Raw genomic sequence first — 21,136 nt, 5'->3', positions numbered from 1 at the left:
CGGATATTGCCAAAATGTGATCGAAAGCTGACGAAATTGTGCCCGAGCTGCATTCCGCCTGTGGAGATTTGAAACTTGATCGGCTGCAAGCCGCACTCTACATCTTGGTGCCGCCCAAGAATTTTTACAGGAAAGCGAGTTTCCCTTGCCGATTTTCAAGAATCTCCCCGCTGCCCCGACCGCCGAAAAACGGCCCGTTCAGGACACGCATCACGGCATTACCCGCACCGACGATTACGCATGGTTCCGGGCCGATAACTGGCAGGCCATGTTCAAGGACACCTCCATTCTCGACCCCGCCATCCGCGCCCATCTGGAGGCGGAAAACGCCTATATGGAAGCCGCGATGGGCGACACCAAGGCGCTTCAGGAAAAGCTGTTCGAGGAAATGAAGGGCCGCATCAAGCAGGATGATTCCTCCGTTCCGGTCAGGGACGGCCCCTATGCCTATGGCACATTGTTCGTGACCGGCGGGGAGCAGCCGCATTATTTCCGCACGCCGCGCGATGGCGGCGAAAAACAGGTGCTGCTGAACGGCGACAAGGAAGCCGAGGGCAAGGATTATTTCCGCCTGTCCGGTCTCGACCAGTCTTCCGATCACAGTCACGGCATCTGGGGTTACGATGACAAGGGCTCGGAATATTTCACCCTGCGCATCCGCGACCTTGAGACCGGCGAGGACCTTGCCGATATCGTCGAAAATACCGGCGGCGGCGGGGCCTGGGCGCCGGACGGCAAGAGCTTTTTCTACACGCTGCAGGACGAGAACCACCGCCCCTCGAAAGTCTTCCACCACATTATCGGCGAGCCGCAATCGGCCGACCGGCTGGTTTATGAGGAAAAGGACCCCGGTTTCTTCATGGGCGTCGGTGCGTCGGTGCTCGACGATTTCATCTTCATCGACATTCACGACCACGAGACCAGCGAATATCGTATTCTCTCCACCAGCGACCTGACGGCCGAGCCGAAGGTGGTGGCGGAGCGCGAAGAGGGCATCGAATATTCGATGTGCGAAGGCGGCGACGTCTTCTTCATCCTCACCAATGATGGCGACGCCAAGGATTTCCGCATTGTCGAAGCGCCGGTTACCGCACCGGGCAAGGAAAACTGGAAAGAAGTCGTGCCGCATGAGCCGGGCCGTCTCATCCTCTCCGTCGATGCCTATGCCCGCCACCTGATCTGGCTGGAACGCCGTGACGGCCTGCCGCGCATCGTCATACGCGACCGCCGCAGCGGCGAGGAACATTCCATCGCCTTTGCCGAAGAGGCCTATTCGCTCGGGCTGCATGGCGCGGCAGAATATGACACCGATGTCATCCGCTTCTCCTATTCCTCGATGACGACGCCGAGCCAATTGTTCGATTACGACATGGTGACGCGCGAGCGGACGCTTCTGAAGACGCAGGAAGTACCCTCGGGCCACAATCCTGATGATTACATCACGCGCCGCATCATGGCGCCCGCCCATGATGGCGAACTGGTGCCGGTCTCGCTGCTTTACCGCAAGGATGTGGCGCTTGACGGTTCCGCCCCCTGCCTGCTTTATGGTTATGGCGCTTACGGCATCACCATTCCCGCCTCCTTCTCCACCACCACGCTGTCGCTCGCCGACCGTGGTTTCGTCTATGCCGTCGCCCATATTCGCGGCGGTAAGGACAAGGGTTTCGAATGGTACGAAACCGGCAAGATGGAGCACAAGCAGAACACCTTCAAGGATTTCATCGCCGCTGCCGATCATCTGGTTCAGGAAGGCTTCACCTCCTATCAGGGCATCATCGCCGAAGGCGGCTCGGCCGGCGGCATGTTGATGGGGGCCGTTGCCAATATGGCACCGGAGAAATTCGCCGGCATCATCGCCGCCGTTCCCTTCGTGGACGTGCTGACCACCATGCTCGATGACACTTTGCCGCTCACCCCGCCCGAATGGCCGGAATGGGGCAATCCGCTGGAATCGGCGGAGGAGTATCAGTGGATCGCCGCCTATAGCCCCTATGACAATGTCGGTGCGAAGCCTTACCCGCCGATTCTGGCGCTATCCGGCCTGACCGACCCGCGCGTGACCTATTGGGAACCGACCAAATGGGTGGCGAAGCTGCGCGAAAAGACGACGGGAGAAGCACCCATCCTGCTGAAAACCAACATGGCGGCGGGCCATGGCGGCAAGTCCGGCCGTTTCCAGCGGCTGGAAGAGATCGCCTTCGAATATGCCTTCGCGCTGAAGGTGGCCGGCAGGGATGCCGTGTGAGACCCTGATTGCGAAACGGGCGGCGACAGAGCCGCCGCCCGAACCAAAACAGTATGAAAATACCTTCAAAAAACCTCTTTCTGAATATTTTTTCCACAAAAACGCATCGCTTGATTTTCTTTTAACTTCACTTTGCTGATGTGTGGATTTTTATTTCGCATTACTAAAAATCACAATAGACTAGAGTAAATCTCAAATACATTTCATGTATTACGTCACATGAAAAAATGTTCCGAAAATCGAACGCATGGCTGCGATGCGCCATTTTGCGTTGCAATATCACTTTTTGGCCGTATTATGCCGGTCGTTGACATATTCATGCGCCTTTTCGCCGCTCTTCCTGCGGCAGTGCCGCAGCGTGTTCTGCGGATATTCTTCCTGCCGTCTTTTTTCGGCTTTTCCACGCGCCATGTCAGTTCGCCCTTGGCAATCCGGGCTTTGCAGTGCTCCCGCTTTGCCAATTGAAAACACTGCATCAGACTTGGGGGTCTTACACATGAAGAAACTCCTCGCCTCGACCATTCTCGTAACGGGCTTTACCATCGCTGCCGGTGCAGCATCTTCCGCCAATGCCGCCGATAGCTGCGGCAGCATCACGATTGCCGAAATGAACTGGGCATCCGCCGGTGTCGCGGCTTACGTCGACAAGTTCATCATGGAAAACGGCTATGACTGCACGGTCAATGTCGTCAGCGGCGATACCATGCCGACCTTCGCCTCCATGAACGAAAAGGGCCAGCCGGACATGGCGCCCGAATTGTGGGTGAATGCGGTGCGCGAGCCGCTCGACGCCGCCGTCAAGGACGGCCGCATGATCGAAGCATCGAAAATTCTTTCCGAAGGCGGTATCGAAGGCTGGTGGATCCCGAAATTCATCGCCGATGAACACCCCGATATCAAGACCGTCGAGGATGCGCTGAAACATCCCGAGCTCTTCCCCGCCCCGGAGGACGCCAGCAAGGGCGCCGTGCACAATTGCCCCTCCGGCTGGAACTGCCAGGTGACCACCACCAATCTCTACAAGGCACGCGAAGGCGACAAAAAGGGCTTCACGCTGGTCGATACCGGCTCCGCCGCCGGCCTCGATGGCTCGATCGCCAATGCATTCGAAAAGAAGCAGGGCTGGCTCGGTTATTATTGGTCGCCCACCGCCATTCTCGGCAAATACGAGATGGTGAAGCTGGATGACGGCGTCGAACTCGACCGCGCCCATTTCGACGAGTGCACCGCCAAGGTCGATTGCGCCGATCCCAAGGTCAACGCCTATCCGGTGGCCGATGTCTTTACCGTCATCACCAAGGATTTCGAAGGCAAGGCCGGGGTGACGATGGACTACATCAAGGCCCGCAACTGGGACAACAAGATGGTCGCCAAAATCCTCGCCTGGATGGATGAGAACCAGGGCACCAACGAGGATGGCGCGGAATATTTCCTCGAGAACCACGAGGACATCTGGACGAAGTGGGTTCCGGCCGAGGTGGCGGAGAAGATCAAGGCTTCGATGTGATTGGTTGATGGGGAGTCGGCGCAAGCCGCTTACCCCCCTCTGCCCTGCCGGGCATCTCCCCCTCAAGGGGGGGAGATCGGCAGGGCGCATCCTTCTCACAAATCCGCAACCTGTTTGATGGGCGATACCTCGCCGCTTGTCGATCTCCCCCCTTGAGGGGGAGATGTCCGGCAGGACAGAGGGGGGTGCCCCGCGCACCGACCTTCACCGCCCCAAAACCCAAAGGGAAAACAACAATAATGGCCCTCTGCACTTACCTACCGGACATGCTCTGCAAGTTCCCGGCCATCGACAACTCCACGATGCGTGTGGCACGCAAGACCATCGATGATGGTTTTCGCGACATCGTGCGCAATTACGGCGATGCGATTGACGTCATTGTGCATCCGCTGCAGCTCTTCCTCAACGCCTCGGAACGGCTGTTCATCCAGACACCCTGGATCATCACGATGCTGGTCATTCTCGCCATCGTGCATCTGGCCGGGCGCAGCATCAGGATCACGGCGGGCACGGCGGCGTCGCTGCTGATGATCGGCGCCGTCGGCCTCTGGCGCGACGCCATGACGACGCTCTCCATCGTCGCCATCGCCACCCTGATCGCCATCGTCATCGGCCTGCCGCTCGGCATCCTGATGGGTCGTTCCGAACGCCTGCAACGCCTCATCAATCCCGTGCTCGACGTGATGCAGACCCTGCCCAGCTTCGTTTATCTCATCCCCGTGGTGGTGATTTTCGGCATCGGCAAGGTTCCGGGCCTGATCGCAGTGGTGATCTATGCCATTCCGCCCGTCATTCGCCTGACCAGTCTCGGCATTCGCCTCGTTGATCGCGAAGTGCTGGAGGCGGCCGATGCCTTCGGCTCCTCCAATGGCCAGAAGCTGTTCAACGTGCAACTGCCGCTGGCGCTGCCCACCATCATGACCGGCATCAACCAGACCATCATGATGGCGCTCGCCATGGTCGTCGTCGCCTCCATGGTCGGTGTCGGCGGGCTCGGCAAGAACGTGCTGCAGGCCATCAACAACCAGTTCTTCACGGTGGGCTTCCTGAACGGTTTCGCTCTGGTCGCCATCGCCATCATGTTCGACCGGGCGAGCCAGGCTTTTGGCAAGCGCCTGCAGAAATACCGCGAGGTCTCCCATGGCTAAAAGCATCGAAATCCGCAACCTTTACAAGATCTTCGGCAAGCATCCCGAGAAATATCTCGAAGCGGTGCGATCCGGCATGGACAAGGTGGAGCTGAACGACAAACACAACCACGTGCTTGGCCTCAACAACATCAACATCACCATGCCGGGCGGCAAGATCACCGTCGTCATGGGGCTTTCCGGCTCCGGCAAGTCGACGCTCATCCGCCACATCAACCGGCTGATCGACCCGACCGCCGGCGAGGTTTTGTATGACGGCGAGGATATCTGCGGCATGAGCACCTCGGCGCTCAGGAAGTTCCGCCGCCACAAGACGGCGATGGTGTTCCAGAAATTCGGGCTGCTGCCGCACCGCACCGTGCTGGAAAACAGCGTCTACGGCCTCGATATCCAGGGCGTGCCGCGCAAGGAAAGCGAAGAAAAGGGCCGTTACTGGCTGGAGCGTGTCGGCCTTGCCGGTTACGAGGATTATTATCCGAACCAGCTTTCCGGCGGCATGCAGCAGCGTGTGGGCCTTGCCCGGGCGCTTGCCAATGACGCCGATATTCTCCTGATGGACGAGGCCTATTCGGCGCTCGATCCGCTGATCCGCGTCGACATGCAGACCATGCTGCTCGATCTGCAGCAGGAGCTGAAAAAGACCGTGGTGTTCATCACCCACGATCTGGACGAGGCGCTCAGGCTCGGCGACCATATCGCTATCCTGAAGGACGGCGAAGTGGTGCAGCAGGGCGACGGTCAGAGCATCATCCTCTCGCCGGCCGATGGTTACGTCACCGACTTTGTGCGCGACGTCAATCGCGGCCGCGTGCTGCAGGCGACCACCGTCATGGAGCCGCTCGAAAGCCGCCCCGAGGGCATGCCGGTGCCTGAGAACGCGACGCTGGAAACCATTGCCCGCGACATGTCGGAAGCCAATGAGACGCAGGCCCATGTGGTGGACGAGGACGGCAAGCCGGTCGGCAGCATCGGCCTCGACACGCTGGTGGCCGCCATGGTGACGCCCGCGCCGCAGGAGGCGGACACCTCGCAAGAGGTGGAGGTGAAGGCGACGGATAAACCGGAGAAGGTGCGGGAGCCCGTTGCTCCGGTGGAGAAGGAAACGGCGTGATCCGCTTGATCCGGTCTATGAAGTTCTAAAACTCTCCGCCGTCATCCTCGCCCTTGAGGCGAGGATCCACTCTTTCTCCAAATCACCGCAGGTGATGGATCCTCGCCTCAAGGGCGAGGATGACGTGGAATGTGAGGCAGGCCTTTCGGCACCCATGCGATCCTGCCTCGTCTCGTATATAAACGGCTGCTGCATCCTCGCACGCCCCCGTTCCCCATGCAAAAACGAAGCACTACTTCGCCGGCTGTCAACCCTTGGCGGTCGCTGCAGCGCAGCAAGCGCAAGTTTCAGGCAAGTCGCCGCCGTTAACCATTCGTTAACTTTTGAACGCGGAATCACCGACATGCAGATCGAAAGCAATATTGGCGGATATAATTATCAGGGTCGCATCCGCGACATCGAAAAAGCCGGCAGCGCACAGGCTGCGCCGGAAGAGCAGGCCGTGAAACGCGGCCCCGGCAATCCCACCGTTTCCAGCACCATTCTTTCGCAGTCGCTGGCCAATGTGCTGTGGGCCGTCGGCAATGGCAGCGCGCCCGCTTATCAGGATGCGGCCGCGGCTTCCCCCGAGGACAAGGCGGAAGCCGAGGTGGAATGGGTGCGCAGCGCCTATTCGGAATATACCGAATAAACGATTCCGATCAGCCCCTTGCCGGGCTGACTTCCACCGTCACATGCGAGAGTTCATGTATGGCGGCAAGTTTCTGCTTATAAAAAGCCGGCGCTTTCGGCGCCTGCGAATGGATCGCCACAATGGCGGCGTGATGTCCCGGCCCTACCTGCCAGACATGCAGGTCGGTGATGCGGTCCTCTTCCGTTTCCACGCTTTCACGGATTTCCTGCGGCAAATCCTCCGCCTGCGGCAGCGCATCCAGCAGGGTCGTCGCCGTGGAGCGGATCAGGCCCCATGACCAGCGGGCGATGACCAGACCGCCAACGATGCCCATCAACGGATCGAGGAACGACCAGCCGTTCCATTTGCCAAGCAGCAGCGCGACGATGGCGAGAACCGAAGTCAGCGCATCCGCCAGCACGTGCAGATAGGCCGCGCGCAGATTATTGTCCCGGCCGCCCTTTGCCCCATGCTCCGCGTGGTGACCGGCGTGGGAACCATGATCGTGATGGGCATGCGAGCCGTGGGCGTGACCATGGCCGTGGCCATGATCGTGGTGATGATCATCCTTCAAAAGCACGGCGCTGAGAAGATTGACGGCAAGGCCGATGATGGCGACGAGGATCGCCTGGTTGAAGTCGATTTCAACGGGATTGATGAGGCGCATCGCGCTTTCCACCGCAATCAGCAGTGCCACCACCGCCAGTACGATGGCGCTGGCAAAACCCGCCAGATCGCCGAATTTGCCGGTGCCGAAGGTGAAGCGCGGGTTGCGCGCCTCGCGGCGTGCATAGAGATAGGCGAGCGCTGAAATCAGCATCGCGCCGGCATGGGTGGACATGTGCCAGCCATCCGCCGTCAGCGCCATGGAGCCATACCAGTGGCCGGCAACGATCTCGGCCACCATCATGGCCGCGGTCAGCGCAATGACCATCCAGACGCGTCTTTCATTGCGCTCATGGTTCCTGCCAAGGAAAACATGGTCGTGACCGGCTGCTGCACGGTGTTCGGATGTCGTCGTCATGTCGCTAATCCTGTTCGATTTTACCGGATGTAGGTCTTCAGCACCTGGGCCAGCTCTTCCGCCGCCCGCGCCCGCTCGTCTTCGTTTTCGGCATGCACCACATGCTCGTGCAGATGCTCCTGCATCACCTCCCCGGTCAGGCCGGAAAGCGCGCCGCGCACCGAGGCAAGCAATTGCAACACCTCGCCGCAGGGCTTGGCATCATCAAGCGCGCGCTCCACGGCCTCCATCTGCCCTTTCAGGCGGCGGATGCGGGCCAGAAGCTTCTCCTTGTTGCGGATCGTATGGGACATGGGGACCTCATATACTATAGGGGGGTATAGTATATTGCGTGAATTTTCCGTTCAAGCCCCGTGCGACGCAATCCTCGCGAATGTTTCGGCCCTTAAAAATACCCCATGAAACTTAGGGGACTCAGTCATGACGACTATCGCAGCAAGCATCAGCAGCTATTATCCCACTCCGATCCGGAACCTTGAGCCGGCAAAGGGCAAGGAAACCCACTCCACCACCGAAGCCCTACTGGAGCTGACGCGCGCCGCGCATCGCACCATTTCGAGCGTCGAAAGCGTTGCCACGGCCGTCGCGCCGGCCGCCGCCAGCCTTTCCGCCGGCCTCGCCACAGCGCTCTGGAACCTCGACAGCGGCGCTTCCACGACAACACCTGCTCTGGGAATGGGCGACATGGCCGCATCGGCACAGCCGGAAACCGCATCCAGCATCGAGAATGATGTCCTCAAGGCGCTCGCCCAGGCGCTTGGTGTGGATGAAGCCGCCTGAAACCCATTGAATGGCGGGCTGAAAAGCCATATCTCTAGAGACTAGAGCATCGGAGCCTGAACGGCGGAACCACCCCGTTCTGCCGCCGTTGCCCGAGATATGGAGAAAGTCATGCTGTCCATCGGTGAACTGTCCAAGCGCACCGGCGTCAAGGTGCCGACGATCCGTTATTACGAGCAGATGGGTCTCATCCGCGAGGCCGACCGCTCGGACGGCAACCAGCGCCGTTACGAAAAGTCCGACCTCGAAAGGCTGGCCTTCATCCGCCATGCCCGCGATCTCGGGCTGAATATCGACGCCATCCGCGAGCTGATCGCGCTCAGCCAGCACCGGCAGATGCCCTGCGAAGGCGCGGACCGCATCGCCGCCGAGCATCTTGCCCATGTGCGCGAAAAGATCGCCAGCCTGAAGAAGCTGGAGCACGAGCTGGAGCGCATCGTCTCCCATTGCCACGGCCATTCCATCGAGGACTGTTACGTCATCCGCGCACTCTCCAACCACGGCATGTGCGAAGGTGAGCATTGAGCGTCAACAGGGAACGACGCTGACATTCAACTGTCATCCGACCCCTGTATGCGCCTCGTACCTGCCTGAAAAAAGGGATGCCGGATGGCCGAACTCTTTCCCGAAATCACGCCGTTCGACACCATTTTCCTTGATGTTTCCGAAGGCCACAGGCTGCACGTGACGATTGCGGGCAATCCGGCCGGACGGCCTGCCGTCCTGCTGCATGGCGGCCCCGGCTCAGGGCTATCGTCGACGGCGCGGCGTTACTTCGATCCTGCCATTTTCCGCATCATCCAGTTCGACCAGCGTGGCTGCGGCAAAAGCACGCCGAACGCCGCCCATAGCCTTGCGCACAACACCACGCATCATCTGATCGATGACATGGAGGTCATTCGCTCCACGCTCGGGGCGGACGAGTGGCTGGTCTACGGCAGTTCATGGGGGGCCACACTCGCTCTCGCTTACGCGCAGCGTCACACCAAGCGCGTGCGCGGCATGGTGCTGGCGGGTGTCACCACCACCCGGCAGCGGGAAATCGACTGGCTGTACAAGGGGCTGGCAATGTTTCTGCCGCAGCAATGGCAGCGCTTCATCGCTGCGATTCCGGATCACATGTCCAGGGAAGACCCCGTCGGCGCCTATCGCGGGCTTCTCAACGATCCCGACCCGGCCGTACGCGCTGCGGCCTCCTTTGAGTGGCATTTATGGGAGGCAGGCTCGATCAGTGCCGGGGGCCTTTCGGTCTTTCCGGAAAAATGGCGCGAAGACGATTACATTCTCGCCCGCGCCCGTCTCTGCACCCATTATTTCCACCATGCAGCCTGGCTGGACGATGGAGCGCTTCTGCGCAATGCCGGCAGTCTGGCCGGCGTTCCCGGCATACTCATTCAGGGCATGCGCGATTTGCAGGGCCCGCCCGTCACCGCTTACGAACTGGCTGCGGCATGGCCGGATAGCGAATTGATTGCCATTGATGGCGCCGGTCATTCAACGGGCGATGCGGGAATGAAAGATGCCATCCTGTCGGCAATCGCGCGATTTGCGAATTGACCCGCTTGACAGATTACGGATTCGGGCGCATTGCATGTCCCATGATCAACGAACGCGCACCCATCTCCTGCTCGTACTTTTGGGCCTACCTTTAAGGGCGGCTCGACAGATCATATTGTCAACAAGCCGCCGTCAGGCGGCTTTGTTGTTTTCAAACGTCCTGACGGCACCGATAAGACCAAAGGACCGAAAAAATGACCGAAGATAGCTCCCTTACACTGGAAAGACCGCCCGTCGTCATCATTCGCGGCGCGCGCAAGACCGATCTGCCCGAACTCAACGAGATGATCACGCTGCTTGCCTCCTACCATGGCGATGCGGCCGCGATCACGCCGGCCAAGCTGGAACGCGACCTGTTCGGGCCGCTTCCCTGGGTGCATGGGCTGGTGGCTGAAGCCGATGGCGCGCTGATCGGTTACGCCCTGCTTCTGCCGCTCTACAGGGCGCAGGAAGGCCGGCGCGGCATGGAATTGCATCATCTTTTCGTGCGCGATGGCCATCGCGGCCATGGCACGGGCCAGCATCTGGTGTCCCGCGCCCGCGATATCGCCAAGCGGCTGGGCTGCGACTATCTTTCCGTCAGCGCCACAACAGGCAATGTGGCGGCGCATCGTTTCTACGAAAACATGGATTTCGCGCCCCGGCCGGTCACCGGCATGCGCTACATGCAGTCCATCGCCTGATTAAAACCGACGGAGACGGCCATGACACGGATCGCCATTGCGCTGGCGCAGGATTTTGCGGACTGGGAGCCGGCGCTGCTTGCTGCGGCAGCGCGCAGCTATCTCGGCGTCGAGATCGTGCACGCCACGCCTGATGGCAGGCCGGTGACCTCGATGGGCGGGCTGAAGGTGACACCGGACACATCCTATGACGCGCTCGATCCCGTTGACATCGATGCGCTCGTCATTCCCGGCGGTCTCAGCTGGGAAAAGGGAACGGCTGTCGATCTTGGCGGGCTGGTCAAGCGGTTTCGCGACAGGGACCGGCTGGTTGCCGGCATCTGCGCGGCGGCGAGCGCGCTCGGCGGCACGGGGGTGCTGAACGATGTCGCCCATACCGGCAATGCGCTGGCATCGCACAAGGCCTATCCGGCCTATCGTGGTGAGGCGCTTTATCGCGATCAGCCGAAAGCGGTCAGCGATGGCGGCATCATCACGGCGGCCGGCAGCGCGCCGGTCAGTTTCGCGGTGGAAATTCTGAAAAACCTCGGCCTCTTTGGTCCGGAAGCCGAGGCGGAACTTCAGGTTTTTGCGGCGGAGCACCGGTGAGGCGGACCGGCCTTTGCCGTCTTTAATATGCTCTCTCCGTCATTCCGGCCTTGAGCCGGAATCCAGCCGACGCGCGTCTGCGCGGCGAAAAGAGTCTTTTCAGCCCAAGGACTTGGGCTGACTGGATCCCGGCTCAAGGCCGGGATGACGGAGGTGAGAACAGCGATGACTACCGCCGATCAAGCACCCGGCACACCCGCGCCGCCGACGCATCGCCCTCACCCGCGATCGCACGGCGAATATCGCGGCTGTTGAGATGCAGGCTGCGGCCGGCGGGCAAATTTGAACGTTTTATCTTGCTGAGCGCCGCAGCGATAAAGGCAGCCTCGTGATCATGAAAACAGGCGAGAGCCGCCTCGCGACCCGGTGTTGCCCCAAGGAGCGCCTTGAAGGCAAGGCGGTGCACGGCGCAGAAAGCGCCGTGACCGGGAACGGCAAAACGTAGCGCATCGAGTTCCTCACTCCATTGCGCTGCGTCCTGCATGGTTTCAAGCCTGCTGGAAGCGCTTCAGGAAAAACGCGCTCAACGTGCCGATCAGGGCCCAGAAGACGAAGCTGGTGATGGTGGCGGCGACGATGAACTGACGCTCGAGCGGCAGCGGCGCCAGCGCATGTTCGCCTTCCGGCGGCAGGGGCGCACCCACCACATGGGGCGCGACGATCAACACCAGCGCCAGCAGAACCGCCCAGGGTTCGCGGCGGAAGGCGATGAGCGCAATGCCGCCCGCGGTTGCGGCAACGGTTGCGAGCCACCAGATCTGCCTTGCCTCAAGCGCGGCGGCCGGGCTTCCCGGCAGTTCCGGCGGCAGGCCGATCATCGGGGCGAGCATGACGGCCGCAAAGCCGGCGACGCCCCAGAGAAGGCCTTCACGCCAGCCGGTATTGGTGCCGCGCAGCGAGATGAGACCGGTCAGCACCAGCGCGTAACCGATAGCGGTCAGCACATTGGCGGCGACGGTATAGGCGGTGCGCTCGAAACCATCGGCCGGAGCCCAGGCTTCGTCATTATGCTCATGGGCGGGAACCGCGGCACCGGGCGCCGGCGCATCATGGCTATGGGGCGCTTCGCCGGCGCTCTCATAGGTTTCCGCCTGCAGGATGAGCGGCGTGGTACTGACCGCCTGCATGGCAGACACGGCGAAGCCGCCGAGAATACCGACGAGAACGGCGGTAAAGACGATATTGCGAAAAGATGACATGCCGTTTCCCCTCAATGGCAGGGGAAGGCGTTGGCATGGCGCGTGTCGTGCGCGGCATTGTGCACGGCTTCCACATGGGAAAAGCCGACAAAACCGACGACAAACAGGCCCAGCACGATCGCCGTCAGCGATTGCGCGAAGCTGCCCGTTTTTGCGGATACGGCGGCATTGGCCGTATTCTGGTTGATGGACATGGTGACCCCTCTCCGGCGCGACCCCGCGCCCTTGGACGCGACCGAACGGCACAAGCCGCAGGACCGCATGCGATACACTTCACCACGGGGATACGAGACTGACACAGGGAGCATTGATCTTGCCACCCTGACATTCCGCTCTTCCGGACACCCCGCCGGCATGGACATTTCCGTGATGGCAGGTCTCCTGGCTTGCGGGTCAAAACCTGAAACACCTTCCCGGCATCAGCCTCGCCCTGGAAACCGCGGTTTCCGGCAAGAGGGCTGCCAGTGGCACTTCGTTTCAGGCTCTCCGCTCACAGTTGCGGGGGCAGCCACGAATGAGGATTGCTCCCTATCGTGTTCCCTTTTCACCTTCCGGAACGTCCGGAAGGAACCATCACAGGATTGTTATCCGATGGGCGGGGTCGGGAGTCAATGGCGCTTACCCACCTCTCGTTCGTCATCCTCGGGCTTGACCCGAGGATCCATGGGCTGGCGTGGTGGTGGATCCTCGGGTCAAGCCCGAGGATGACGGAGGAGAGGTATCAGGCCCTACCGCGCCGGTATCGCCTTCAGATAGGCGGCAATCGCATCGCGGTCTTCGGCCGTCAGATGCGCCATGTTCTGCTGCACCTTGACCATGGAGCCGCCGACGCTGTCGAATTCCGGGGTGAAGCCGGTTTCCAGATAGCTGGCAATATCGGCTTCGGCCCAGCTTCCGATGCTTTGCGAGCCGGGGGTGATGTCCGGAATGCGGCCCTCGCCCTCCGGATTGGGACCGCCAGCCAGCCACTGATCCTTCACAAAGCCACCGAGCGCATCACGGGGCGTGTGGCATTCGCCGCAATGGCCGGGTCCTTCCACCAGATATTGGCCACGCAGCAATTCGGCATTGGCATTGGCAAGCTCGACGCGCGGCCGCGCCGAGGGATCGAAGTAAAGGAACTTCCAGCCGCCCAGCGCCATGCGCAGGTTGAAAGGAAACGGCAACTCGTGATCCGGCGCATCGTTCTGGCTGGCCGGCAGGGCTTTCAGATAACCGAAGAGATCGTTGATGTCCTTCTGCGTCATGCGGGCATAGGAGGCATAGGGAAAGGACGGGTAGAGATGTTCGCCGTTCTTGCCCACCCCGCGCGTCATGGCATCGCCAAATTCCGCCAGCGTCCAGCCGCCGATGCCATGCTGCGGATCGGAGGAAATATTGGGCACATGAAAAGTCCCGAAGGGGCTTTTCAGCGCCTGCCCGCCCGAAAGCGTCAACAGCCCCTCGCCCTTGGCATCGGGCGCGGCATGACAGCTTGCGCAGCCGCCCGCCCAGAACAGCGTTTCGCCATTGGCGAGATCCGGCTCGCCAAGGCTCACCCAGTGGCTGGGCGCCTGCCGCTCAGGCGCAGTGACCCAGGCGAATATGCCGTAGCCCGCAATGGCCGCGACCACGGCCCCGCCCACGAGTTTCGTCCAGATGGAAGACATACCCCTCTCCCCATTCTCACCTGACCCGGTCAGGCGTCTTTCGCGCCGGGAAAACGCCGCCGGGAAGCGGCGTTTCCAGAATCATTCGATCACTTCTTCAGACGATAGGTCTGGTGGCAGGTGCCGCAATCGGCGCCGAGCGTCTTCATGGCGGTGGCGACGCCGGCCTGATCGGTGGGGAGATTGGCGAGAACCATGTCCGCATCCGTGCCGAGCTTGGCGGCCTTGGCCTTGAAGTCCGCGAAATTTTCCCAGATGGCGGGAGCAGCCGCGCTGCCGGTCTCGGTGCCGGCGGGGAACTGGTCGGGGAAAGCCTTGGCATTGGTGCTGATGGTCGTTACGGCGGCCTTGACGGTATCGGCGTCAAAGGGCTTTTCGCCCTTGGAGATGGCGGCGAGCGCACCCATGGAGCCGCCGATCTGCTTCATCAAGCCTTCACGTTTTTCGACTTCGCCGGCAGCGTAGACCGCTCCGGCGCAAAGACAGCCGAACAGCATGGCCGCCGTGATGGTTTTCAGTTTCATGCGCACTCTCCTTGATTCCGGCTGGGACACCGGGCGCTAGATGGAACGGCGCGAGGATGCCCTTTCCCGATGGCGAAAAGAAGTCACATTGCGGTGAATTCCATCGTGAAAACAGAAGCCTAAGACAAGGCCTCCCACAGCGTCAGCAACGCTGCGGCAATCAGCATGAAACCGGCGGCGCGGCCGATGAAGATCGTGGCGGCGGGCGAGGAAACCAGCCATGCCCGGCTCCTATCCGCCGTCAGCGCCAGCGCGCCATAGACGGTGAACTGCGTCACCGCCACCATCGCGCCCATCACCAGCCCCTGCATCCAGATCGGCCCATAGGCCGGTTTGAGGAATTGCGGATAGATCGCCATCATGAAGAGATAGGCCTTCGGATTGGAAAGACAGGTCAGCACCGCCCGCCAGAAGGCTTTTCTGACCGAAGCGCTTGCCTCGGCCTCGTCGCCGTTCACGACGATCGCGCTGCGCATCAGGCCGATGCCGATCCAGATCATATAGGCGGCGCCAAAGACAAGAAGCGGCAGGAACAGCGACGGCATCCATGCCGCGAGCATGCCGACGCCCAACGCGCCATAAAGCGAATGCACGATGCCGCCGGCGCTCATGCCGCTTGCGGCCGAAAGGCCGGTTCTCCTGCCACCCGTCAGCGCGCTTGCCAGCACGAACAGCATATCCATGCCCGGCAGGATGATGATGCCGAACAGGACGAGAAAGAAAAGCCAGAGATTTTCGGCGTAGCTCATGTCAGTATCTCCCAAAACGGTTCACGACACATCGGGGAAAGCGCATGTTTCTCAATGTGTTTTTTCATTTATAGGAAAGGGCAACTGACAGCGTTGTGTCAGTTGCATGTGCAAATCCACCGGGAAAACGGCAATGCGCAAGGCATCGAGACTGTTCGAGATCATCCAGATCCTGCGGGTGGCGCGCCGGCCGGTCACCGCGCAGACCATTGCCGAGGCGCTGGAGGTAACCACGCGCTCGGTCTATCGCGACATAGCAGCGCTTCAGACCATGCGCGTGCCGATCGAAGGGGAACGCGGCGTCGGTTATATCCTGCGCCCCGGCTTCAACCTGCCGCCGCTGATGTTCTCCATCGAGGAGACGGAGGCGATCGTGCTGGCGCTCGCCATGGTCGCCCGCACCGGCGATACCGGATTGCGGCAGGCCGCAAGAAAGGTCAGCGACAAGATCGCCGCCTCCCTGCCCGAACCGCTGTCGAAGACACTTTCCGCCAATGCCCTGCATGCCTGGGGCAGCATCGCGCCTGCCCCCGCCGGCATCGATCTTGCGACGGTCCGGCGGGCGGTGCGCGATGAGGAACGGCTGGACATGCGCTATCGCGACGAAAGCGGCGCGGAAACGCAGCGACGGGTTCGGCCGATTGCGGTGATCTATTATTCGGAGACGGTGAATATCGTCGCCTGGTGCGAGCTGCGGCAGGCGATCCGCAATTTCCGTTCGGACCGGGTGCTGGACTGCGAAACGACCGGCAGCTTCTTCAAGCTGGAAGGTGAGAAGCTGCGGCAATTGTGGACGAGCGGCTGGCAGAGCAACCAGTTGGGTGGAGAGGTGGGACGGGAGCGAGACTGAGAGGCGGCTGGCTGACAGCTCTCAGACGGCGTCACCCCCACCGCCCTCATTCCTGTTCCCCGGAACAAGCCCGAGGATGTCACAGGAATCCAGTCGACGCGCGTCTGCGCGGCGGGAAGAAGTCCTTTCAGCCCAAGGACTTGGGCTGGCTGGATTCCTGTGACAAGCACAGGAATGAGGGTGGAGAGTGTTGGCCTCGAAGCACAGCAGCACTTCTACCGCAAATACTCCAGCACCCTATTCTCCTCGCGTCCGAAACCGCGAATGACGATCCGGTCCGCAAAGACATCGGCGATGGCGAAGGTGTTCTGGTCGGGCGTATCCACCATGCCCTTGAAATTGACGAAGTGGGTGGTGCCCAGCAGGCCGTAATTGCCCTCGTGATTATGGCCGTTGAACCATGCGGTAACCGACGGATGGGAGCGGAGGAGATCGAGGATGCGCGGCGCGTCCCACATGTTGTGGGCATTTTCCGGATAGACGGGATAATGGCACAGCACGATCACTTTTTCGCCCGCCGCATCCGCCTTTTCCAGAACGGTCCGCAACCATTCGAATTGCTCGTCGCTGAGTGAGGCGTTCCAATCCTGCGCATTGATCGCATCCGCATCCTTGAGACCCTTCAACCGGTCCTGCGCGATTGCGCGGCGCGGATCGCCGGGCGGCGGGGCGAAAAGGCTGACCTCGTTGCCGTCAAGCACCACGAAGCGGACATCGCCGACGGCGAAATCATGCCAGGGGGCGGACATGCCGAGGCGGGCATGGATATCAGGCAAATGCTCGGCGGCGACGGCGAAGTCGTGATTGCCCGGCAGCAGCACCGAACGATGGCGAAGCCCGTCATAAACGGCAAGGATCGCATCGAAATTGTCAAAACCGCGGTCGATGATGTCGCCCAGCGTCACCACGAAAGCCAGATCTTCGCGGTTGAAGGCGGCGACCGCGTCTGCGAGCTTTTTCGGGCTCTCGGCGTAATAACGGCCCATATCCGGACGGGGATCGGCATCGGCATATTGGGGATCGGCGACGATGCCGAAGGAGAAGAGAGGGAAGGTTTTTTCAGTCATGATGCGCCGCGATAAACCCGGCGGATGACAGGCTTGTGACAATAAAACCCGACAGGCCCTATCGCCATATCACAAATGCAAAACACCCGGCTTGAAGCCGGGCGTCTGAAATGTGCGGATATTTCCACTGTGTCGTCATGCGCGGGCCTGTCCCGAACATCTGCCACGTCGCGTTTTGAGAGACGGAGCAGATCCTCGGCACAGGGCCGAGGATGACGTCGCGCGGGAGGAGGCTGCCTCAATCAGCAACCACGCTTTCCGCAAGCCTTACTTGGCGGCGGCTTCGTAACGCTCCAGGACGTAGTCCCAGTTGATGAGGTTGTCGACGAAGGCTTCCAGGTACTTCGGACGCAGGTTGCGGTAGTCGATATAGTAGGAGTGTTCCCAGACGTCGACGCCGAGGATGGGATCGGCGCCGTGAACCAGCGGGTTTTCGCCGTTCGGGGTCTTGGAGATTTCAAGCTTGCCGTTCTTGACGGAGAGCCATGCCCAGCCGGAGCCGAACTGCGTGGTGCCGGCAGCGATGAAATCGGCCTTGAACTTGTCGTAACCGCCGAGATCGGACGCAATCGCCTGCTCGAGCTTGCCCGGCAGCTTGTTGCCGCCGCCGCCCTTCTTCATCCACTTCCAGAAATGGACGTGGTTGTAATGCTGGGCCGCATTGTTGAAGAGACCGGCATTGGTGCCAAAGGACTTCTTCACGACTTCTTCGAGCGACAGGTCGGAAAGACCTGCTTCGGCCGCCAGCTTGTTGCCGTTGTCGACATATGCCTTGTGGTGCTTGTCGTGATGGAACTCGAGCGTCTCGCGCGACATGTAGGGTGCAAGCGCGTCGTAGTCGTAGGGGAGTTCGGGAAGTTCGAAGGCCATGGTTTTTACTCCTTTTTGCAGCGGGTTACCGCTCCTAGAAACCGTGTGAGCGGACCATAGGAGCGAACCTCAATTTGGGCAACCTGCGAAATATCAAAATGTTCCGACAAAGGAGAAAATTCCTCTCCTTGCGGTGGCCACCACATTTGTTTCACACCTTTGGCGTACCGTTTTCCACCCTATCGGTTCGCTTTTGCCGAGATTGCAGGAAGGAAATTCCATGACCCGCCCGATCCCCCGCTCGCTGACCCGCTCCATCCTCCTCTTTGCGGCCTTCTCGTCGCTTACCCTCCCCGCCGCCGCATCGTCGGATGATGCCTGGAAGGAATTCGTGGCTGACGTGCAGACGGCCTGCCTTGCCGGCGCGAGCGACATGATCGAGGACGCCAAGGCCGTCGTCGATCCCGTCGGCAGCGAGAATTACGGCCTCGCCATTGTCACCGGGAAGAGTAAAGGCGCGGACGCGACCGTCAGCCATATCTGCGTCTACGACAAGAAGACCAAGGCCGTGGAACTGGGCAGCGAGCTGGCCGGCGATACGCTGAAGGTGGAAATCCCCGGCTCCACCAAGCCCTGACCGTTCAAAAGCGCGGCGTGGTGTCGCCTTCGCCCAGCGCACGCTGCATCAGCACCGTATCCAGCCATTGGCCATGTTTCCAGCCGATGGATTTGAAGGTGCCGACATGTTCGAAACCGGCGGCGCGGTGCACGCCGATCGAGGCGGCGTTGGCCGAATCGCCGATGACGGCGATCATCTGCCGGAAGCCGCGTGCGGTCGCCTCCCCGATCAGCGCATCGAGCAGCTTGCGGCCGATGCCCCTGCCTTTCATGGCCGGATCGATATAAACGGAATTCTCCACCGCCGCGCCATAGGCCGGACGCGGGCGATAAGCGCCCGCATATGCGTATCCGGCTATCTTTCCATCGCATTCGGCGACGAGATAGGGGTAATTGCCCTCCACCAGCAGGCGGCGGCGCTCGGCCATTGCCTCCGCGCTCGGCGGATCGATCTCGAAGCTCGCGCGGCCGTAGAGAACGGCGTCCCGGTAGATTTCAGTAATGGCTGGAATATCCGCCTCTTTACAGGGGCGGATCAAAAGGCTGGAAACGGGGGAAAGGGTCATTCTCTTATCCTGCGGATCATTCACGCCATCATTGTGCATTGCGGCGCAGCCAAAATAAAGATTATCTGCCTTATACAAACGATAAGGTTTTCTTTGATGATGGACCTCGATCTCCGGCAGGTGCGCAGCTTCATGGATGTGGCCGATCTCGGCAGCTTTTCCGCCGCCGCCGACAAGGCGGGGCTGACGCAGCCGGCCATCAGCCTGCATATAAGGCTGCTTGAAAAACAGCTCGGTGTGCGGCTGATCGAAAGGGTTGGCAGGCGTGCACAGCCGACGGCGGCGGGGCGCGACTTTCTCATCCATGCAAGGCGGATTGCCGAGGAAGTGGCGCATGCGATCGATACCGTCGCACCGCATCGAAACGGCGTGACGGGACGCCTGCGCATCGGCACGGGCGCCACCGCCTGCATCTATCTGCTGCCGCCGGTGCTGGGCAAAATCCGGCAGGCCATGCCCGGCATCGAGATCGTCGTGCAGACCGGCAATACCCACGATATCCTCCGGCTTCTGGAGGCCAATACCATCGATGCGGCGGTGGTGGCCCTGCCCGCCAGCGGCCGCAGCCTCGATATCAGCGATATCCATCTCGATGAGCTGGTGGCGGTTTTCCCGCAGGGCTCCGTCCCCGACACAACGGTGCTCAACGCCGAGATGCTTTCGGCGCGGCCGCTGCTGCTTTACGAAGGCGGCAATACGCGCCGGCTGGTGGATCAATGGTTTTCGATGAGCGGCCGCACCGTGCAACCCGCCATGGAACTGGGCAGCGTCGAGGCGATCAAGAAGCTCGCGGGTGCGGGGCTTGGCCTTGCCATCGTGCCGCGCATGGCGATGGAGCATGAAGGAGCGGCATCCGGGCTTGAATGGCGCTCGCTCGAGCCGCCGCTGGAGCGCCGGATCGCGCTGGCGATGCGGCGCGACAAACATATGACGGCGCCGCTGCGGGCGCTTGCCGCCGCGCTGCCGGATGTGCGGAAAGGATGAGGCCGATGTTTTTGAAGGGGGCCAGCCGCTGTTGAACGAGACTGAAGCCATTGCGGGGAAGTAGAGAGAAACACGGTGCGTTGTCACCACCTCCTCCGTCACCCTCGGGCTTGACCCGAGGATCCATCGTTAAGGTGTGGATCCTCGGGTCAAGTGTACAGCCCTGATACATAGTTGACAGATGTTCGGAGACATCCGTGACAGCTTTGCCTTTGTGGCAGAGGAGGTCGGGATGGCTTGGCGGGAGTTGTCTGTCGTGGATCAGCGACGAGAATTTGTGATGCTTGCGTTGCTGGATGGGGCCATTATTTCGGCTTTGTGCAAGCGTTTCGGCATCAGTCGGCAGACGGGTTATGTCTGGCTGCGGCGGGCGCAGGCGGGCGACGCCTTGCTGGATCGCTCCCGCCGTCCGCATTCGAGCCCTCAGCGAACATCCTGTGATGTGGAGCGTCGGGTGCTGGATGTCCGCGACGCACATCCCGCCTGGGGTGCCCGCAAGATTGCAAGGCGGCTGCAGGACCTGGGCATGGAGCCTCCCTCGGCCTCGACCGTGCATGCCATTCTCACCCGTCATGACAGGATAGGTCCGCAGGCGAAGGTCCGCATGGCAAACGGTCGCTTCGAGCGCGAGGCACCCAATCTGCTCTGGCAGATGGATTTCAAGGGGCGCACCCAGATGGCCTGCGGCAACTGGTGCTATCCTTTGACCATCATCGATGACCATTCCCGCTTCGCCATCGCGATCGAAGCCTGCCCCAACGAGCAGCTGGAGACCGTGCGCGGCAGGCTGGAGACAATCCTGCGCCGCTATGGCATGCCGATGGCCATCTACTGCGATAACGGCAATCCATGGGGAACCGGCGT

The 21,136-nt window shown here is 61.0% G+C and carries 26 protein-coding genes and 1 riboswitch; of the genes, 14 read left to right on the top strand and 12 right to left on the bottom strand.

Features of this window, described 5'->3' with window-relative positions; genetic code table 11:
* Nucleotides 1–145 precede the first annotated feature (145 nt).
* On the top strand, nucleotides 146–2,245 hold the full coding sequence (locus tag ACIQUH_RS00130; protein ID WP_400811576.1) for a S9 family peptidase: 2,100 nt from the start codon (nucleotides 146–148) through the stop codon (nucleotides 2,243–2,245).
* Nucleotides 2,246–2,524: 279 nt separating this feature from the next.
* On the opposite strand, the gene ACIQUH_RS00125 is transcribed toward ACIQUH_RS00130, so the two are convergent.
* Nucleotides 2,525–2,656 (bottom strand): hypothetical protein, encoded by a 132-nt coding sequence (locus ACIQUH_RS00125; protein WP_400811573.1) that lies wholly within the window; start codon nucleotides 2,654–2,656, stop codon nucleotides 2,525–2,527.
* An 85-nt stretch (nucleotides 2,657–2,741) separates the two neighbouring features.
* On the opposite strand from ACIQUH_RS00125, the gene ACIQUH_RS00120 reads away from it, so the two are divergent.
* From ACIQUH_RS00120 to ACIQUH_RS00105, 4 genes are all read left to right on the top strand, one after another.
* Nucleotides 2,742–3,752, top strand: coding sequence for an ABC transporter substrate-binding protein (locus ACIQUH_RS00120; protein WP_400811571.1), 1,011 nt, complete (start codon nucleotides 2,742–2,744; stop codon nucleotides 3,750–3,752).
* Nucleotides 3,753–3,991: 239 nt separating this feature from the next.
* Nucleotides 3,992–4,900, top strand: coding sequence for an ABC transporter permease (locus tag ACIQUH_RS00115; protein WP_400811568.1), 909 nt, complete (start codon nucleotides 3,992–3,994; stop codon nucleotides 4,898–4,900).
* Entirely contained in the window at nucleotides 4,893–6,011 is a 1,119-nt protein-coding gene (locus tag ACIQUH_RS00110; RefSeq protein ID WP_400811565.1) for a glycine betaine/L-proline ABC transporter ATP-binding protein, read from the top strand. Before ACIQUH_RS00115 ends, ACIQUH_RS00110 begins: the two co-directional genes overlap by 8 nt.
* A gap of 343 nt (nucleotides 6,012–6,354) precedes the next feature.
* Nucleotides 6,355–6,642 carry a hypothetical protein gene (locus ACIQUH_RS00105; RefSeq protein WP_400811562.1) on the top strand — a complete coding sequence of 96 codons (288 nt, stop codon included), beginning with the start codon at nucleotides 6,355–6,357 and terminating at the stop codon, nucleotides 6,640–6,642.
* Nucleotides 6,643–6,652: 10 nt separating this feature from the next.
* Here ACIQUH_RS00105 and dmeF read toward each other — a convergent pair whose 3' ends face one another.
* Entirely contained in the window at nucleotides 6,653–7,648 is a 996-nt protein-coding gene (gene dmeF / locus ACIQUH_RS00100) for a CDF family Co(II)/Ni(II) efflux transporter DmeF (protein ID WP_400811560.1), read from the bottom strand.
* A 20-nt stretch (nucleotides 7,649–7,668) separates the two neighbouring features.
* Entirely contained in the window at nucleotides 7,669–7,941 is a 273-nt protein-coding gene (gene dmeR, locus ACIQUH_RS00095; RefSeq protein WP_003509296.1) for a Ni(II)/Co(II)-sensing transcriptional repressor DmeR, read from the bottom strand.
* A gap of 127 nt (nucleotides 7,942–8,068) precedes the next feature.
* On the opposite strand from dmeR, the gene ACIQUH_RS00090 reads away from it, so the two are divergent.
* The 5 genes from ACIQUH_RS00090 (at nucleotide 8,069) to ACIQUH_RS00070 (ending at nucleotide 11,256) form a co-directional block, all read left to right on the top strand.
* Nucleotides 8,069–8,428 carry a hypothetical protein gene (locus ACIQUH_RS00090; protein WP_400811551.1) on the top strand — a complete coding sequence of 120 codons (360 nt, stop codon included), beginning with the start codon at nucleotides 8,069–8,071 and terminating at the stop codon, nucleotides 8,426–8,428.
* Nucleotides 8,429–8,539: 111 nt separating this feature from the next.
* Nucleotides 8,540–8,953 (top strand): helix-turn-helix domain-containing protein, encoded by a 414-nt coding sequence (locus ACIQUH_RS00085; RefSeq protein ID WP_400811547.1) that lies wholly within the window; start codon nucleotides 8,540–8,542, stop codon nucleotides 8,951–8,953.
* An 84-nt stretch (nucleotides 8,954–9,037) separates the two neighbouring features.
* A complete protein-coding gene (gene pip / locus ACIQUH_RS00080; RefSeq protein WP_400811545.1) occupies nucleotides 9,038–9,985 on the top strand; it encodes a prolyl aminopeptidase in 948 nt (315 codons plus the stop codon).
* Nucleotides 9,986–10,179: 194 nt separating this feature from the next.
* Nucleotides 10,180–10,668, top strand: coding sequence for a GNAT family N-acetyltransferase (locus ACIQUH_RS00075; RefSeq protein WP_400811542.1), 489 nt, complete (start codon nucleotides 10,180–10,182; stop codon nucleotides 10,666–10,668).
* A 21-nt stretch (nucleotides 10,669–10,689) separates the two neighbouring features.
* On the top strand, nucleotides 10,690–11,256 hold the full coding sequence (locus ACIQUH_RS00070) for a type 1 glutamine amidotransferase family protein (RefSeq protein WP_400811539.1): 567 nt from the start codon (nucleotides 10,690–10,692) through the stop codon (nucleotides 11,254–11,256).
* A 169-nt stretch (nucleotides 11,257–11,425) separates the two neighbouring features.
* Here the strand turns inward: ACIQUH_RS00070 and ACIQUH_RS00065 are convergent, their stop codons facing one another.
* The 6 genes from ACIQUH_RS00065 to ACIQUH_RS00040 form a co-directional block, all read right to left on the bottom strand.
* On the bottom strand, nucleotides 11,426–11,740 hold the full coding sequence (locus tag ACIQUH_RS00065; protein WP_400811536.1) for a hypothetical protein: 315 nt from the start codon (nucleotides 11,738–11,740) through the stop codon (nucleotides 11,426–11,428).
* Between the two features lie 4 nt (nucleotides 11,741–11,744).
* Complete coding sequence (locus tag ACIQUH_RS00060) at nucleotides 11,745–12,455, bottom strand: CbtA family protein (RefSeq protein ID WP_400811533.1); 711 nt, start codon at nucleotides 12,453–12,455, stop codon at nucleotides 11,745–11,747.
* An 11-nt stretch (nucleotides 12,456–12,466) separates the two neighbouring features.
* A complete protein-coding gene (locus tag ACIQUH_RS00055; protein WP_003494386.1) occupies nucleotides 12,467–12,649 on the bottom strand; it encodes a CbtB domain-containing protein in 183 nt (60 codons plus the stop codon).
* A gap of 159 nt (nucleotides 12,650–12,808) precedes the next feature.
* Nucleotides 12,809–13,045, bottom strand: a riboswitch (cobalamin riboswitch).
* A gap of 138 nt (nucleotides 13,046–13,183) precedes the next feature.
* Nucleotides 13,184–14,104: a c-type cytochrome gene (locus tag ACIQUH_RS00050; RefSeq protein WP_400811527.1), complete on the bottom strand. Its 921-nt coding sequence runs from the start codon at nucleotides 14,102–14,104 to the stop codon at nucleotides 13,184–13,186.
* Between the two features lie 89 nt (nucleotides 14,105–14,193).
* Nucleotides 14,194–14,628: a c-type cytochrome gene (locus ACIQUH_RS00045; protein WP_400811524.1), complete on the bottom strand. Its 435-nt coding sequence runs from the start codon at nucleotides 14,626–14,628 to the stop codon at nucleotides 14,194–14,196.
* Nucleotides 14,629–14,747: 119 nt separating this feature from the next.
* Nucleotides 14,748–15,377 (bottom strand): LysE family translocator, encoded by a 630-nt coding sequence (locus tag ACIQUH_RS00040; protein ID WP_400811521.1) that lies wholly within the window; start codon nucleotides 15,375–15,377, stop codon nucleotides 14,748–14,750.
* 133 nt (nucleotides 15,378–15,510) lie between these two features.
* On the opposite strand from ACIQUH_RS00040, the gene ACIQUH_RS00035 reads away from it, so the two are divergent.
* A complete protein-coding gene (locus ACIQUH_RS00035; RefSeq protein WP_400811518.1) occupies nucleotides 15,511–16,227 on the top strand; it encodes a helix-turn-helix transcriptional regulator in 717 nt (238 codons plus the stop codon).
* A gap of 215 nt (nucleotides 16,228–16,442) precedes the next feature.
* Here ACIQUH_RS00035 and ACIQUH_RS00030 read toward each other — a convergent pair whose 3' ends face one another.
* Nucleotides 16,443–17,294, bottom strand: coding sequence for a metallophosphoesterase (locus ACIQUH_RS00030; protein ID WP_400811515.1), 852 nt, complete (start codon nucleotides 17,292–17,294; stop codon nucleotides 16,443–16,445).
* 267 nt (nucleotides 17,295–17,561) lie between these two features.
* Complete coding sequence (locus ACIQUH_RS00025) at nucleotides 17,562–18,164, bottom strand: superoxide dismutase (protein WP_046798591.1); 603 nt, start codon at nucleotides 18,162–18,164, stop codon at nucleotides 17,562–17,564.
* A 220-nt stretch (nucleotides 18,165–18,384) separates the two neighbouring features.
* Between ACIQUH_RS00025 and ACIQUH_RS00020 the strand changes: the two genes are divergently transcribed.
* Nucleotides 18,385–18,741, top strand: a complete 357-nt coding sequence (locus ACIQUH_RS00020; RefSeq protein WP_400811510.1) for a hypothetical protein — start codon at nucleotides 18,385–18,387, stop codon at nucleotides 18,739–18,741.
* 4 nt (nucleotides 18,742–18,745) lie between these two features.
* On the opposite strand, the gene ACIQUH_RS00015 is transcribed toward ACIQUH_RS00020, so the two are convergent.
* Nucleotides 18,746–19,288: a GNAT family N-acetyltransferase gene (locus ACIQUH_RS00015; RefSeq protein ID WP_400811507.1), complete on the bottom strand. Its 543-nt coding sequence runs from the start codon at nucleotides 19,286–19,288 to the stop codon at nucleotides 18,746–18,748.
* A gap of 96 nt (nucleotides 19,289–19,384) precedes the next feature.
* Between ACIQUH_RS00015 and ACIQUH_RS00010 the strand changes: the two genes are divergently transcribed.
* On the top strand, nucleotides 19,385–20,272 hold the full coding sequence (locus ACIQUH_RS00010) for a LysR family transcriptional regulator (RefSeq protein WP_400811504.1): 888 nt from the start codon (nucleotides 19,385–19,387) through the stop codon (nucleotides 20,270–20,272).
* A gap of 280 nt (nucleotides 20,273–20,552) precedes the next feature.
* The coding region (locus tag ACIQUH_RS00005; protein WP_400811501.1) for a helix-turn-helix domain-containing protein at nucleotides 20,553–21,136 on the top strand (584 nt) is incomplete at its 3' end.

The organism is Agrobacterium sp. NPDC090283 (assembly GCF_044769685.1).
GTDB lineage: Bacteria > Pseudomonadota > Alphaproteobacteria > Rhizobiales > Rhizobiaceae > Agrobacterium.
The sequence above is the reverse complement of the archived record's forward strand: the minus strand, read 5'-3'. Positions and strand labels throughout refer to the sequence as shown.

Bases quoted from the DNA above. Each gene is read 5' to 3' on its own strand.
- ACIQUH_RS00120 (WP_400811571.1), top strand. From the start codon at position 2,742: ATGAAGAAACTCCTCGCCTCGACCATTCTCGTAACGGGCTTTACCATC.
- ACIQUH_RS00060 (WP_400811533.1), bottom strand. From the start codon at position 12,455: ATGTCATCTTTTCGCAATATCGTCTTTACCGCCGTTCTCGTCGGTATT.
- ACIQUH_RS00065 (WP_400811536.1), bottom strand. From the start codon at position 11,740: ATGCAGGACGCAGCGCAATGGAGTGAGGAACTCGATGCGCTACGTTTT.
- dmeR (WP_003509296.1), bottom strand. From the start codon at position 7,941: ATGTCCCATACGATCCGCAACAAGGAGAAGCTTCTGGCCCGCATCCGC.
- pip (WP_400811545.1), top strand. From the start codon at position 9,038: ATGGCCGAACTCTTTCCCGAAATCACGCCGTTCGACACCATTTTCCTT.
- ACIQUH_RS00050 (WP_400811527.1), bottom strand. From the start codon at position 14,104: ATGTCTTCCATCTGGACGAAACTCGTGGGCGGGGCCGTGGTCGCGGCC.
- ACIQUH_RS00015 (WP_400811507.1), bottom strand. From the start codon at position 19,288: ATGACCCTTTCCCCCGTTTCCAGCCTTTTGATCCGCCCCTGTAAAGAG.
- ACIQUH_RS00040 (WP_400811521.1), bottom strand. From the start codon at position 15,377: ATGAGCTACGCCGAAAATCTCTGGCTTTTCTTTCTCGTCCTGTTCGGC.
- ACIQUH_RS00085 (WP_400811547.1), top strand. From the start codon at position 8,540: ATGCTGTCCATCGGTGAACTGTCCAAGCGCACCGGCGTCAAGGTGCCG.
- ACIQUH_RS00110 (WP_400811565.1), top strand. From the start codon at position 4,893: ATGGCTAAAAGCATCGAAATCCGCAACCTTTACAAGATCTTCGGCAAG.
- ACIQUH_RS00020 (WP_400811510.1), top strand. From the start codon at position 18,385: ATGACCCGCCCGATCCCCCGCTCGCTGACCCGCTCCATCCTCCTCTTT.
- ACIQUH_RS00010 (WP_400811504.1), top strand. From the start codon at position 19,385: ATGATGGACCTCGATCTCCGGCAGGTGCGCAGCTTCATGGATGTGGCC.
- ACIQUH_RS00030 (WP_400811515.1), bottom strand. From the start codon at position 17,294: ATGACTGAAAAAACCTTCCCTCTCTTCTCCTTCGGCATCGTCGCCGAT.
- ACIQUH_RS00075 (WP_400811542.1), top strand. From the start codon at position 10,180: ATGACCGAAGATAGCTCCCTTACACTGGAAAGACCGCCCGTCGTCATC.
- ACIQUH_RS00125 (WP_400811573.1), bottom strand. From the start codon at position 2,656: ATGGCGCGTGGAAAAGCCGAAAAAAGACGGCAGGAAGAATATCCGCAG.
- ACIQUH_RS00090 (WP_400811551.1), top strand. From the start codon at position 8,069: ATGACGACTATCGCAGCAAGCATCAGCAGCTATTATCCCACTCCGATC.
- ACIQUH_RS00025 (WP_046798591.1), bottom strand. From the start codon at position 18,164: ATGGCCTTCGAACTTCCCGAACTCCCCTACGACTACGACGCGCTTGCA.
- ACIQUH_RS00055 (WP_003494386.1), bottom strand. From the start codon at position 12,649: ATGTCCATCAACCAGAATACGGCCAATGCCGCCGTATCCGCAAAAACG.
- ACIQUH_RS00035 (WP_400811518.1), top strand. From the start codon at position 15,511: ATGCGCAAGGCATCGAGACTGTTCGAGATCATCCAGATCCTGCGGGTG.
- ACIQUH_RS00070 (WP_400811539.1), top strand. From the start codon at position 10,690: ATGACACGGATCGCCATTGCGCTGGCGCAGGATTTTGCGGACTGGGAG.
- dmeF (WP_400811560.1), bottom strand. From the start codon at position 7,648: ATGACGACGACATCCGAACACCGTGCAGCAGCCGGTCACGACCATGTT.
- ACIQUH_RS00105 (WP_400811562.1), top strand. From the start codon at position 6,355: ATGCAGATCGAAAGCAATATTGGCGGATATAATTATCAGGGTCGCATC.
- ACIQUH_RS00045 (WP_400811524.1), bottom strand. From the start codon at position 14,628: ATGAAACTGAAAACCATCACGGCGGCCATGCTGTTCGGCTGTCTTTGC.
- ACIQUH_RS00115 (WP_400811568.1), top strand. From the start codon at position 3,992: ATGGCCCTCTGCACTTACCTACCGGACATGCTCTGCAAGTTCCCGGCC.